The sequence below is a fragment of the Gammaproteobacteria bacterium genome, assembly GCA_030949385.1.
In the GTDB taxonomy this organism is placed as follows: Bacteria; Pseudomonadota; Gammaproteobacteria; order JAUZRS01; family JAUZRS01; genus JAUZRS01.
In genome coordinates this window covers 124,318-137,179 of record JAUZSP010000003.1, presented here as the reverse complement: position 1 = coordinate 137,179, position 12,862 = coordinate 124,318, and the positions used below count along the sequence as shown (strand labels likewise).

The 12,862-nt window shown below is 49.7% G+C and carries 15 protein-coding genes and 2 tRNA genes; 9 read left to right on the top strand and 8 right to left on the bottom strand.

Annotation, left to right across the window (positions count from 1 at the left end):
* Window positions 1-13: 13 nt before the first annotated feature.
* Window positions 14-370, bottom strand: coding sequence for a dihydroneopterin aldolase (folB, locus tag Q9O24_04315; protein ID MDQ7074375.1), 357 nt, complete (start codon window positions 368-370; stop codon window positions 14-16).
* A gap of 167 nt (window positions 371-537) precedes the next feature.
* Here folB and rpmB point away from each other — a divergent pair, with 167 nt between their 5' ends.
* Window positions 538-774 (top strand): 50S ribosomal protein L28, encoded by a 237-nt coding sequence (rpmB, locus tag Q9O24_04310; GenBank protein ID MDQ7074374.1) that lies wholly within the window; start codon window positions 538-540, stop codon window positions 772-774.
* Window positions 775-784: 10 nt separating this feature from the next.
* Complete coding sequence (gene rpmG / locus Q9O24_04305; GenBank protein MDQ7074373.1) at window positions 785-940, top strand: 50S ribosomal protein L33; 156 nt, start codon at window positions 785-787, stop codon at window positions 938-940.
* 156 nt (window positions 941-1,096) lie between these two features.
* Here rpmG and Q9O24_04300 read toward each other — a convergent pair whose 3' ends face one another.
* From Q9O24_04300 to Q9O24_04270, 7 genes are all read right to left on the bottom strand, one after another.
* Window positions 1,097-2,365, bottom strand: a complete 1,269-nt coding sequence (locus tag Q9O24_04300) for an FAD/NAD(P)-binding oxidoreductase (protein ID MDQ7074372.1) — start codon at window positions 2,363-2,365, stop codon at window positions 1,097-1,099.
* Window positions 2,366-2,547: 182 nt separating this feature from the next.
* Window positions 2,548-2,623 (bottom strand) — tRNA-Phe (locus Q9O24_04295).
* Window positions 2,624-2,691: 68 nt separating this feature from the next.
* Window positions 2,692-2,961, bottom strand: a complete 270-nt coding sequence (locus Q9O24_04290; GenBank protein MDQ7074371.1) for an oxidative damage protection protein — start codon at window positions 2,959-2,961, stop codon at window positions 2,692-2,694.
* Window positions 2,958-4,028 (bottom strand): A/G-specific adenine glycosylase, encoded by a 1,071-nt coding sequence (gene mutY / locus Q9O24_04285; GenBank protein ID MDQ7074370.1) that lies wholly within the window; start codon window positions 4,026-4,028, stop codon window positions 2,958-2,960. The genes Q9O24_04290 and mutY overlap by 4 nt, the downstream gene beginning before the upstream one ends.
* 12 nt (window positions 4,029-4,040) lie before the next feature.
* Complete coding sequence (locus tag Q9O24_04280) at window positions 4,041-4,928, bottom strand: SPOR domain-containing protein (GenBank protein ID MDQ7074369.1); 888 nt, start codon at window positions 4,926-4,928, stop codon at window positions 4,041-4,043.
* A 57-nt stretch (window positions 4,929-4,985) separates the two neighbouring features.
* Window positions 4,986-7,181, bottom strand: a complete 2,196-nt coding sequence (locus Q9O24_04275; GenBank protein MDQ7074368.1) for an AsmA family protein — start codon at window positions 7,179-7,181, stop codon at window positions 4,986-4,988.
* Window positions 7,182-7,297: 116 nt separating this feature from the next.
* Window positions 7,298-7,870: a hypothetical protein gene (locus Q9O24_04270; GenBank protein MDQ7074367.1), complete on the bottom strand. Its 573-nt coding sequence runs from the start codon at window positions 7,868-7,870 to the stop codon at window positions 7,298-7,300.
* 182 nt (window positions 7,871-8,052) lie between these two features.
* On the opposite strand from Q9O24_04270, the gene Q9O24_04265 reads away from it, so the two are divergent.
* The 7 genes from Q9O24_04265 to Q9O24_04235 all read left to right on the top strand — a co-directional run bounded on the left by Q9O24_04265 (window position 8,053) and on the right by Q9O24_04235 (window position 12,848).
* Window positions 8,053-8,129 (top strand) — tRNA-Arg (locus Q9O24_04265).
* Between the two features lie 308 nt (window positions 8,130-8,437).
* Window positions 8,438-8,983, top strand: coding sequence for a succinate dehydrogenase, cytochrome b556 subunit (gene sdhC / locus Q9O24_04260; protein MDQ7074366.1), 546 nt, complete (start codon window positions 8,438-8,440; stop codon window positions 8,981-8,983).
* Window positions 8,980-9,306: a succinate dehydrogenase, hydrophobic membrane anchor protein gene (gene sdhD / locus Q9O24_04255; GenBank protein ID MDQ7074365.1), complete on the top strand. Its 327-nt coding sequence runs from the start codon at window positions 8,980-8,982 to the stop codon at window positions 9,304-9,306. Before sdhC ends, sdhD begins: the two co-directional genes overlap by 4 nt.
* Window positions 9,307-9,338: 32 nt before the next feature.
* Complete coding sequence (sdhA, locus tag Q9O24_04250) at window positions 9,339-11,120, top strand: succinate dehydrogenase flavoprotein subunit (GenBank protein ID MDQ7074364.1); 1,782 nt, start codon at window positions 9,339-9,341, stop codon at window positions 11,118-11,120.
* A 12-nt stretch (window positions 11,121-11,132) separates the two neighbouring features.
* Window positions 11,133-11,825, top strand: a complete 693-nt coding sequence (locus tag Q9O24_04245; GenBank protein ID MDQ7074363.1) for a succinate dehydrogenase iron-sulfur subunit — start codon at window positions 11,133-11,135, stop codon at window positions 11,823-11,825.
* Window positions 11,826-12,077, top strand: a complete 252-nt coding sequence (locus tag Q9O24_04240; protein MDQ7074362.1) for a succinate dehydrogenase assembly factor 2 — start codon at window positions 11,826-11,828, stop codon at window positions 12,075-12,077.
* A gap of 39 nt (window positions 12,078-12,116) precedes the next feature.
* A complete protein-coding gene (locus Q9O24_04235; GenBank protein MDQ7074361.1) occupies window positions 12,117-12,848 on the top strand; it encodes a hypothetical protein in 732 nt (243 codons plus the stop codon).
* The last annotated feature ends 14 nt before the right edge of the window (window positions 12,849-12,862 follow it).

Genomic DNA, 12,862 nt, shown 5'->3' with positions numbered 1-12,862 from the left:
TCTAAAAAGGCGATTAAACCTTGTTGCCTCGTTCGATGATGATGCCCACGTCTTTGGCACCGCGCAGCGCACCGGGTTTGTGCAGGGTTAATTTGACCCAAGGCACTTGAAACTCGTTACGAATGATTTCGGTCAGGCGCTCGGCGAGGGTCTCTACCAGTTGAAAGCTGCTCGGTTCGACAAAGGCAATCAGCCGTTTGGCAACGGCTTTGTAGTTGAGGGTATCTTCAATGGCATCGCTGTTGGCGGCAGCGCGGATGTCGCTGGCCATTTCCAGATCAATGCTGACGGTCTGCTTGGTTTCGCGCTCCCAATCATAGATGCCGATAATGGTCTCTATTTGCAGATCATTGATAAAGATAATGTCCATGTCTGTGCTCAGTGGTGAATGGCGAGCCACTATAGCCAGTTTGTCGCTGTTTTTCCAGATGGGGATTGTAGGGTTATTGATATTGGGTAAAATTGTACTTGTCATATTCGTGCTCTTTTGGTATTGTGCGCGGCTTTGCTGCAACACGATATTTTTGGAGAGCCAACATGGCCAAAGTATGTCAGGTGACCGGCAAGCGGCTCATGAGCGGAAACAATGTTTCTCACGCTCATAACAAAACCAGACGTCGCTTCTTGCCCAATTTACAGTCCCATCGTTTTTGGGTTGAAAGTGAGAACCGTTGGGTGCGTTTGCGCTTGACTACCAAAGGGATGCGCATCATCGACAAGAAAGGTATTGATACCGTACTTGCCGAAATGCGTGGCCGTGGCGAGAAGGTTTAGGAGATAAGTTATGCGTGATAAAATTCGTTTGATTTCCAGCGCGGGTACCGGTCACTTCTACACCACGACCAAAAACAAGCGCACCATGACCAGCAAGTTCGAAATCAAAAAATTCGATCCTGTTGTGCGTAAACACGTTATGTACAAAGAAGGCAAAATTAAGTAACTTTTAATTTTGTTTGTTTGTCTGATGTGTAAAAAAAACCCAGCTAGGCTGGGTTTTTTTGTGGCTGTGATAAAAGCTGATTCGGTCTTTTTTTGTGCAGCCATAAAAAAGGCGCTCTAAAGAGCACCTTTAATAACGAGATTGAAAAACCGATGTTTATTTCAGTTTTTCAATGCCCATCATTTTCAAGATGTATTTTTCATACAGCGGCTCTGAGGTGCCTTTTTTCATCTTACGGATGAAGTACTTTTCAAAGGCCACTTTGGCCATGTGTACCCATTTGCCTTTTTTGAACCACGCCACGTTGCGTGGTGGAATTTGTGGCAGAGCAACAAAAGCGGCACCGGTGTCTCCCATGTCGGCCAAACAGATGGCGTTCCAGGTTGCGCTGGCAGTAGGTTCTTTGCCTTCCAGCTCAGCACCGATGTTCTGCGCCGTCGCGGTGACCATAGACTCGATCATGTAGCCGGTTTTGGGTGCGCCAGTGGGGACGGGGGTCGGCTCAATGGGTGGAATGGCGATGCAGACGCCAGCAGAGTAGATGTTTTTGTATTTAGGGTTGCGTTGATGTTCGTCAATAAAGACAAAACCACGCGGGTTGCACAAACCTTCAACACTGGAAAGCACGTCAACGCCTTTAAACGCAGGCAGCATCATCGACTGTTTGAACTCCAGCTCATGCTGCTTGAACAGTTCACCTTTGCTGTCCATTTCGTCAATGAACATTTTACCCGCTTCCACTTTGGTGGTTTTGGCATTGGTGATCCATTTGATGCTGCGGGTGCGCAGTTCGCTTTCCAGCATACTTTTGGAATCACCGACACCGCCCAAACCTAAGTGGCCAATGTAGGGTTCAGAGGTGACAAAGGTCATGGGGAATTTGTCACGAATTTTGCGTTTGCGCAGGTCGGCATCGACAATAAAGGCAAATTCATACGCAGGACCAAAACAACTGGCAAAAGGCATGGCTCCAACAACCATGTGGCCTGGTGCTTCAAGTAATTTTTTATAGTCTTCGTAGAACCCTTCGGCGTGGTCAACGGTGCAGACGGACTGGGTGTGACCTTGAGGGCCGGAGCCTTCCACTTCTTCAAAGGCCAAGCGTGGGCCGGTGGTGATGACCAAGTAGTCGTACTCAACCACTTCACCGTTGTTCAGTTCAAGTGTGTTGTTTTCAGCGTCAATTTTGTCCGCGCGCTGATTGATGAAGTTGATTTTTTTGCGTTCTAAATAAGGGCGCAGAGGAAAAGTGATGGAATCACGGTCACGCCAGCCAACCGCAACCCAAGGGTTGGAGGGGGTGAATTGGAAATAGTCGTTTTCACTGATAACAGTGACGTCGTGTTTTTTACCAACGATTGCTTTCATTTCGTAGGCCATGGGCATGCCACCGGTGCCCGCACCCAGTATTACTATATGTGCCATTTTCTTTCCTCATGCTCCCAGATAGGCGATGTACGAGTATGCATCGCCATATTAAGCAGTGTTTGCAGTTAACACACACTGCACAAAAATCTGAGATAGTGTAGCAGAAGATATTCATTCAGGGAGGAGAGGGGGCAATAAAAAACCCCTGTATTGCTAAGGCAAAGACAGGGGTTTGAGTATGGTGCCCAGAGACAGAATCGAACTGCCGACACGAGGATTTTCAATCCTCTGCTCTACCGACTGAGCTATCTGGGCGGGGTTAAATAATCGAGTAGATCATTTAGGGGGCGTATTAAATCGATATCGCCGCCCAGAGTCAAGTCTTATTTTTTGGCTTGGAACTCAACGGGCAGTTCAGAGCCGCCAGTGAAGAAAAATTTCTCCATCTCTTCCTCTAAATATTTGCGGGCTTTGGGGTCAACCACAGAGAGGCGGTATTCATTGATGAGGATGGTTTGCTGTTTCACCCACTGCTGCCACGCTTCTTTGCTGATGTTATCGAATATTCTTTTGCCCAGATCACCCGGGTAAGTGAGGCGTTCCAGCCCTTCGGCTTCTTTATCTAATTTTACACAGTGCACCATGCGTGTCATGACTCATCCTCTTGTGTTGTTAGTTCAAAAACGTCTGCTAACAGACGTGAGATGGGGGCTGCCAGCCCGCCGAGTTGTTGGCCGTTGTTATACCAGACTCGATTGTCGGCATCCATCACAACATTGTTGGGGCTATTCAGAACAACGTGTAGAGGCGTAATGTGCAGATGAAAGTGGCTGAAGGTGTGCCGAAAGCTGGGCCACTGTTGAGGCTGTTGGACAAACAGGCCAAATTGGCTCTGTAGCCAGCTTTGGTGCTCCAGCAGGGTGTCAAACTGGGGCAGGCTCCAAAGCCCTCCCCAGAGGCCTGTGGAGGCTCTTTTCTCCAGTAAAATATCGCCCTGTTGGTTTTGCAATAACAGCATGTAGGTTGTGCGTTCAGGTTTGATTTTTTTTGGCTTGGGGCTGGGGTAGTCCTGTGGGTTGTCTTGTTGATGTGCCAGACAGCCTTTTTGTACTGGACAACGTGGGCATTCCGGTTGACGACGGGTGCAGAGCGTTGCCCCCAGATCCATCATGGCTTGATTGTAGTTCGCCACGCGTTTTTTAGGGGTTAACTCTTCGGCTTTTTGCCAGAGCTGATCTAAGACGGCTTTTTTTCCAGCCCAGCCAGAAATGGCAAAATAACGCGCTAAGACCCGTTTGACATTGCCGTCTAAAATGGCGTGATGCTGATGACAAGCAAGGCTGAGAATGGCTCCGGCGGTGGAGCGACCGATGCCCGGTAGAGCCATCACGTCATCCAATTGCTGTGGAAATGTAGCGTCGAACTCCTGCATCACCATGATGGCCGCTTTGCGCAAGTTACGCCCACGAGCGTAATAACCTAAACCCGACCAATAACTCAACACCTCATCTTCGCTGGCGCTGGCCAAGCTTTCTATGTTGGGGAAGCGCTGCATAAAACGTGTGTAATACGCGAGTACGGTTTTTACTTGGGTCTGTTGCAGCATGATCTCTGAAACCCAGACCTGATACGGGTTTGGCGTTTGCTGCCAAGGCAGGTGTTTCCGCCCATGTTGGTCGAACCAGCTTAGCAGTGGTTGAGAAAAGGCGGTTTTTTTCATTGATAAACGCCGTTATTGCGTCTCTATGGGGACTTGTTGGATGGCTTTTTTGATCGCACGTAGGGAGCGTAACCAAGGTTTGTTTTGACGGATGTGTTTGGGCAGTTTTTTAAGGGCGTGTTGTGCCTCTGCTCGGTTGTCAAACAGACCGTAGAGCAGTGCGTACCAAACGTGACCGTTGCGAATGATGGGGTAGTAAGAGAGGGTTTTGAGTTCCAAGTTGCTTTCTTTGATCTCTTGTAGCAGTTCTTGTTTGCTGCGTACCGCCAAAATTTGCATGCTGTAGCGGCTGTCTTTTTGGGACAACAGCCAAGCTTTGTCGTGCAGAAGGTGATTTTGTTGTTGCGTTGAGGTTTTATTGTGCTTCGCTGATTGTATCGGCCGTGCTGGTTTTGCTATCAGAGCGGGTTTAACGGTCTTTTTTGCTGAAGGTGTTGATTGCGCTGGTGTGGATACACTGGCTTTCTGTTCGGTTTGTGGTGTTATTTTTTTCATTGCAGGGATGGAGGGGGCATCTGTTTGAGATTGACGCTCACACTCTCTGTCGGGTGTTTCTTGAGCTGCGGCAGGTTCAATTTGTTGCAGTTGCAGAGTCAGTTGTGCCACTTGAACTTGTAAGTCGAGGATGTGTTGTTGGGGTGTTTGTTTATCTGTGGATGTCAATGTTGGCATTGTCCGTGGGATGACGATCAGTTTTTCCGATGTGCTGAGCGGTTCTTCAATGCCGGGGTCGTCTTGGGTGTCGTTTTGTTCGGTCAGAGACACCTCATCTAAAAATGAACGAATGTCATTGTTACTGAAGGATATGGAGTCAACACCGGCGTAAAAGAGAAACGCTATTAATGCTGAAAACAGGGAGAGGAGAATCAGGTCAAATTTAATAAAACCGTGTTCTGTCATTGTCAGCGTCCCTGTCTTTTTGGTTGATGTTGGGTAAAACAAAAGTGTACCGTGGTTTTAGAATTTCAGCAGGTTTTTCAGTTTCTGTTCGGCTTCTTGTTGCAGTTGTTGCTGTTTTTCTTTTAGGGCGCGTTGAGCTTCTGCGCGGGCTTTTTCTTCTGCTGCTTGTTTTTTCTGTTGCAGGGCTTGTTGCTGTTTTTTCACAGCTTGTTTCTGTTCGGCTACGGCGTCGTTCAATTTGTTTTTGGCCGCATCCAATTTTTTTCCCGCTAGAGCTTGAGTGAGCAAAAACTCGATACCAACATCATCAAAAGGACCGGATGCCCGAATTGGAATATTAAGCCCCGCTAAATCGTTGGCGGATTTACCTCCTTGGCCGCTGGTGCTGTTGGTGATTTTGATTTCTGCGGTGTAGTCGAGTTGATTGCTCACCAAGTTGGCGTTGCCTTTACCACTGACGCGCAGCAACGGTGAGCGCAGATCAAGATCATTGCTGCTGACTACGCCGTTTTTGATCGTGGCGCTGACGGTTAGGGCGGTAAAGTCAGTTTTGGAAAACTCTGTTTCGGTGAAGGATTTGCCACTCAATTTGGCTTTGGCTTTGCGCAGGCTTTGGGCGAGGTTAAAGCCGTTGATTGCGCCGTTTTTAAAGGCCAGAGCGGTGTCGCCATTGAGGGCTTTTTTCAGTGCATTGACGCTGTTGCCGCTGGTTTTTACCGTCAGGATTACGTCGCCGTGACCGAGGAGAAAATCGTTGTCGAGAAAGTCTTTCAACAACGGGCCGGAAGAGAGGTTTGTCAGTTGGCTCTGCAGGTGATAACGCGGCGTGTTTTGACGCGCGTCCAGTTTGGCGCTGGCCTTGAGGTTGCCTTCATAGAGATCCAAATTAAGCGGTTGTAGAGCGATCTGGCCTTTTTTGGCTTTGATGCCAAGTTGCAGATGGGCCAACTTTAGGTTGCTGATGATGAGCTGTTCCAGTTCAAAACTGCCGTCGATATTGAGCTGACGCAGCAATTCCAGTGGCAATTCGATGGGTGCATCGCCATCGGCTGCTTGTTCCATTTCTGGCTCTTTGGTCTCGCTGGGCGGTGGCAGATAACGGTCGGCGTTGAGGGCGCTCATGTTCAGTTGGAACTGTACTTCAGGCAGGGCGGCATCCAGTTGGCCGAGGGTGAGATTGCCACTCAATTGGCTTTGATCCAGTTGCAGTTTCAGTTGGGACAGGTGCAGCTTTTTGCCGTCAAATTGAAAGGGAATTTGAGCAGAAATGGCGCTGAGGGTGCTGTTGTCAGCCATCTCTGGCAGGGGTAGTTTGAGGTCGGTTAGTACTTGGCGCAGATCGGTGTTGTGCAGGGTAAAGAGGCCTTTGATTTGCGGGTTTTGTAACCGTTTTTCGATCTCAACGCTGAGGCTGGTGTTTACCCCAGCGAGCTGTAATTCGGCCACCTTGAGTTTGAGGCTCTCGGTGTGTAGGTTGGCCAACAGGTCGGCGTTCATGTGTAGGCTTACAGCCCCATTGGGCAGCTCGGCTCCTTGTGCGTTGATGTTCAGCTGCAGAGCGGAGAGTCGGTATTGCTGTTGGTTTAGGTCAAGGTTGACTTGGCTGTTGAGGTGCAGCGCGACGGTCATGGCCGGTTGTTGATTGGCCAGCTTGAAGCTCAATTCGAGGGGGAAGTCCTCTCCCAGTTGCAGCCGTCCCAGCTTGAGGCTGAGGTCGTTGATGCGCAGGTCGCTCTGGGTGGTGGCGTCGCTCCAGTGCAGTTTGGCGTTTTCAATCAACACTGCTTGAATGTCAATGCCGAGGGATTCCAGCGAGAGGGGCTCGCTGTTCTCTTCGACGGGTTTTTCGTTGGTGTTACTGAGGTCGTCCCAGTTGTTTACCCCTGCGGCATTGCGCGCCAGTTCCAGCTCAAAACCGATCAACTCAATGCGATCGATTTTGATCTGCTGTTTCAGCAGCGGCAACAGGGCCAATTTTAGCTGTGCGCCACGGAGCTTCACAAACGGGGCGTCGCCAAACCCAGCGGCGTTGCTGAGGCTGATTTCACCCAATTCAAAACCGAGCCACGGGAAAAGTGAAAGTTGGATGTCGCCTTTAATATTGAGGTCGCGCCCCGTTGCTGTTTTGACCTGTTCGGAGATCATGGTTTTGTGTTCATTGGGGTCAAGGGTATAGAGCATGATGCCCGCAACAATAAAGACCAATAACAACAAAGAGAGCAGTGAGAGCAGAACCCATTTAAGGCTTTTCATACGATTTTCCGTGTAACTAGAGGGTGATCAGGGTGGTTCGTTGGCAGAAGTGTAATACTGTTGGCGCGTGCTTGCACCCACCTCTGTCTCTGTTACAGCGGTGGGTGTGTAATTGACTAGCGGCTGGTTGGGTAGGGGGCGTGGCCATATTGGTGACGGTATGGGTTTGTGGGCGGAGGCAGTTGGTAGACCGGCATTGGAAAAGGCATATTGTAGTAGCGGCGGTAGCTGGCGGGATGAGGTTGTGCTGCCCTGTGTTTTACTCTATTAACGGGTGCCAGAGCCACTTCTTGCGGGGTTGCTGCCCCTGTTTTTTCTGGGCTGGTTGGCACAGCGGTGGGCTTTGTTTCGGTTGTTGTGCTGTCTGCATTGGCCACTGCGGAGGTTAAGGCGTTGTCGATGCTGTTGTCGGTTTCAGGCTCAATGTGTGTTTGTTTGCTGCTGGTGGTATTAATGGCGTTTAAACTGGCTAGTTGTTGCAAAACAGCTGAGGCGTCGGCTGGATTGTGGGTTACCACCAGTTTGCCAACGGGGCTGATGTCGGCATTCTCAGTAATGCGGTTTCGTTCGTTTGTCGCAATTGGATTTGAATTATCATTGCTACTGAAATAAACGAATGCCGTTAGGCTGATGGCCAAAGCCAGTAAAATCAGTGTGTCCGTTCGGATAAAAGCAGGTGCTTTGATCATAGGGTTCTCCATAGTAATAAAAGGCTTGATAACTGCCCTAAATGTGCCTTAGCGTATTCTAAGGCTTTTACCTTCAAGGTGGCAGCTAGGCTCCTGTGGGGTCTGACTCTGGCTTGCTGAAATATCAGAAATATTTTTGCATAGACTCTGAATGACTCGGGCAGTATCATAGCCCGCTTCCAGCGCCCGTAGCTCAGCTGGATAGAGTATCGGCCTCCGAAGCCGAGGGTCACAGGTTCGAATCCTGTCGGGCGCGCCATTTTTTCTTGTCTTTATTCCATGTTGTTCCTTGTCGCAACATAAGGGCGTTATCGCCTGACATTTTTCCCATAATCCCCCTCATCCATTTTTAGCCTCTTATTGCAGAGCGCCTTTTGTGTGATCTTTGGCATGGTTTGGGATTCTAAAAACAGTAACCTTGTTTGGGTGGAGTGCTTTAAACGCGCTTACTCTGTCTTGGCACGCCATTTATATTGAGCTGTGCTACAAGATAAAGGTGGTAGTTGCGCCATGGGCGCTGTTGTTAAGGTGAATTATGGAATAAGCAGGCAGCAGAGAGGGCTAAATATGAAGCGTCATCTTGAAATTAGGGACGGTTATGGTCAGGAACTTGGCGATTCAACGTCCAAAAAAAGTCCTTTGTCGAGGGCTAAAATACCCCCAGCTCTGACCGCAGAGCAGTTACAACAGGCATTGAGCAGCAGTGGTCATGTGCGTTTGAGTGCCAAACCGGCGTTACGGCAGCGGCAACGCACGGTGTTTCTTGATCTGCGCAAAATACGTTTGCCGGTAGCCGGTGTGATGTCGATTGCACATCGAATTACCGGTGTGGCGATGGTGCTGTTGTTGCCGGTCTTTTTCTATTTGTTGGATCTCTCTTTAGCTGATGAAGCCGGTTTTTTAGTGGTTAAGGCGCTGTTTGTTAGCGATGTTGGTCGGTTTGTGCTCTTTTTTGCTTTGTGGGGATTGATGCATCATCTGTTGGCGGGGGTGCGTTATCTGTTGATTGATCTGGAGGTGGGGGTGGATAAACCCCGTTATCGACAGAGTGCTTGGCTGGTGCTATTTTTGGCTCCAACAGTGGCGCTGTTGCTGTTGGGGGGGCTGTTGTGAGCCGTTACCGAGGGGGGCTGAGGGGGTGGGTTTGGCAGCGTTTCAGCGCGGTTTATTTGGCGTTGTTTGTTTGCTCCCTGTTGGCTCTGTTTCTGTTTGCACCGCCAGAAAATCATCACGCTTGGCAAGATTTGTTGAAGCAACCGTGGTTGAGTGTGGCTTTTTTGCTGTTTGTCGTGGCACTTTTAGTTCATGCTTGGATCGGGTTTCGTGACGTGCTGATGGATTATGTTCACCATGATTCGCTGCGTTTGCTGTTCTCTGTGTTATTGCTTTCTTTGTTGATTTCATCTGGCGGTTGGGCATTGATGTTATTGATCTGAGTCGTTGGCCTAATTAAAAAAAGAAGAGGTGGCTGAAATTGAAAACGCTGCGGTTTGATGCTTTGATAATCGGTGCGGGTGGGGCGGGCATGAACGCCGCGTTGCAGTTGGCTGATGCAAATTTGCAGGTGGCGGTGGTCTCAAAAGTTTTTCCCACTCGCTCCCATACAGTGGCGGCTCAAGGCGGGGTGAACGCCGCTTTGGGCAATGTGATGGCAGACAAATGGCATTGGCATATGTTTGATACGGTCAAAGGCTCCGATTATCTGGGGGATCAAGACGCCATTGAGTTTATGTGTCGGGAGGCGATTCCGACGGTGTACGAGCTGGAACACAACGGCGTGCCTTTTTCACGGCTGGATAACGGCACGATCTATCAACGTCCCTTTGGTGGTCAGAGCCAAGAGTTTGGCGGTAAACAGGCGGCGCGCACCTGTGCAGCGGCGGATCGCACAGGCCACGCTATTTTGCACAGCCTCTATCAGCAGAACCTACGTGCTAAAACTCACTTTTTTGATGAATATTTTGCCATTGACCTGATTCGTGACGAGGAGGGTTTTATTCTCGGTGTTCTGGCATTGGAAATTGCCACGGGTGAGCCGATTTTGATTGAAGCCAAGGCGACTCTGATCGCCACGGGAGGCGGTGGGCAGGTGTATCGTACCACCAGCAACGCTCATATTAATACCGGCGACGGTATGGCGATGGCGCTGCGGGCGGGGATTCCATTGCAAGATATGGAGTTTTTTCAGTTTCACCCCACGGGTATTGCGGGCAAAGGCATGTTGATCACCGAAGGGGTGCGCGGTGAGGGCGGATACTTGATCAACAGCGAGGGCGAGCGTTTTATGGAGCGTTACGCTTCGATGGCCAAGGATCTGGCCAGCCGCGATGTGGTTTCCCGTGCCATCGTCACTGAGGTCAACGAAGGCCGGGGCTGCGGGCCGGATAAAGACCATGTGTTGCTAAAAGTGGATCACCTCGGTGAAGAAGTGGTGGCCAAACGATTGCCAAGCATTCGAGAGAGCAGCCGCATTTTTGCTGGTATTGATCCCGTTGAAGAGCCGATTCCTGTTTTTCCTACCGCTCACTACATGATGGGAGGCATTCCCACCGACCGCTTTGCTCGCGTGGTGATGCCATTGGGTGAGCAGGAGCAAGATGAGAAGAACGCGGTGATTCCTGGTTTGTATGCCGCTGGGGAATGCGCGTGTGCTTCGGTACACGGCGCGAATCGTTTGGGTGGTAATTCACTGCTGGATATTTTGGTCTTTGGGCGTTTGGCAGGCAAAGACATTATTGAGTATGTGAAAAACAACCCTGAACATCGTCCATTGAATCAGGCCAGTGTGGATCGTGCGCTCTATCGCCTCAATCGCTGGGAGCTTCCCGCTGAGGGTAAGGTGTTGAGTGTGAATGAGTTGCGCTGCGAGCTGCAAAAGTTGATGGAAGATCATGCGGGGGTGTTTCGTACAGAAGAGGTTATGCAGCAGGGGGTGTTGAAGCTGCAAGCTTTGCGTAAAAAATTGTCTCAGGTGCGCTTGCAGCATCGCGGCAAGGTTTTTAACACGGCGCGCATCGAGGCCTTGGAGTTGGAAAACCTGTTTGATATTGGTATGGCCATCGCGGTTTCAGCGGCCAACCGTAAAGAGAGCCGTGGCGCTCATTCGCGCCCCGATTACCCCAAACGTGACGACCAGAATTGGATGAAACACAGCCTCTATTTTCAGCAGGGTGATCGTTTGAATTACAAAGCGGTGCGTTCCACGCCCTTGAGTGTGGAGAGCTTCCCCCCCAAAGAGCGTATCTATTAGAAGGGGTTTTTGATGTTATTTCGTATTTATCGTTTTGATCCTGAAACAGAACAAGCGCCCTCGATGCAAGAGTTTGAGCTGCCAGTGCAACGGGGCATGATGCTGCGTGATGCTCTGTTGTTGATCCAAGAGCAGGATGAGTCGTTGGCTTTTCGTCACTCCTGTGGGGAGGGGGTTTGCGGTTCTGACGGGGTTAATGTCAACGGCAGCAATACGTTGGCTTGCATTACCCGAGTGGCGGATTTAAAGGAGCCTATAGAGGTGCGTCCGTTGCCTGGGCGACCGGTGATTCGGGATTTGGTGGTGGATATGAGCCAGTTTTATCGTCAATACGAACGAGTCGATCCGTGGTTAAAACCATCTGAGCCGTTGCCTGAAAAGGAAATTTTACAAAGCCCAGCAGAAAATGAAAAATTAGAGGGGCTGTATGAGTGCATTATGTGCGGTTGCTGTTCTACGGCCTGCCCCTCTTTTTGGTGGAATCCAGATAAATTTCTCGGTCCGCAGGCGCTGTTAACCGCCTGTCGTTTTCTGGCTGACAGCCGTGACGGCGCTAAACAAGCTCGGCTGGAATACTTGGACGATGCTTATAAGCTGTTTCGTTGCCATACGATTATGAATTGTGTGGAAGCCTGCCCGAAAAACCTTAACCCCACCAAAGCCATCGGCCAGATTAAATCCTTGATGCTTAAGGATCAGAGTTAGTTGTCTCGTTTACGTCCTGCTGAAGAGAAAGCCCGTTTGCGCTGGCAGTGTCGGCGGGGTTTGTTGGAGTTGGATTTTATTTTGGGTGAATTTTTAGAGCAGCACTACGATGATTTGAGCGACACTCTGCAACAGCAATTTGTCTGCCTATTAGAACAGTCTGATCCCGATCTGCAACGCTGGTTAATGTCGGTTGAGCTGACTGATGTGCTGGAATTAAGAGAAGTGATTGGTTTGATTCGGAGGCTGTAGTAGGCTACGAATTTGACTGTTTTGGGTATGGAGCGGAGTATGTTGAGAATGATTGAGTTGTTGTTATTGGGTCTGTTGTTGAGCTCGTGGGTGTCGGCGGCGGAGGTTGTGCCGCCGATTGTGGTCACCGTGGATGGTGCGAGTGAGCAGTCGGATATTGATAAAAAAATTGCTCAAGCCTTGCAGAAACAAGCGGATCTTAGACGTGAGCAGAACCGTTCTCCCTTTGCCGATAAAACCTATGGCATCGAATTTAATGTTGCGCGTTTTTTGGTTGCCGAACCGGGCTCGGTTGTTTTGAGTGGGGGCTTTTCACTTTTCCAGCCAGCAGACAAGGTGGAATTAGCCTTTCCGATTTTTCTCTCTTCGAATGAAGGCTCGAACAGCGATTTGTTTAATTTAGCAACAGTAGATCTGCATTATCGTCGTTTTTTAGGTGACAGCATGAAGGGCTTTTATCTGAGCGGCTTTACTCGTTTGGCCTATTTGGATGGCATTCGCAGTGATAACATTGATTATGCTGCCCTTGGGCCGAATCAATTGCCGCCTGAATTTATCAGAGAGCGGGGGTCTGAGGTGAAGCTGGGAGTTGGGGTGGGAATTGGTTATCGCATTTTTTCCAGCAGCAATTATTATTGGGGTGCCAGTTTGAGCATGGGGCGTTATCTAGTGGGAAAAAATGATCAGTTTGCGTCGGTTCTTGATCCATTTGATGACGACGGGCAGGTTATTATTGATGCAGAGATTTTGAAGTTTGGGTATGCCTTTTAAAAAAACAGCACCTC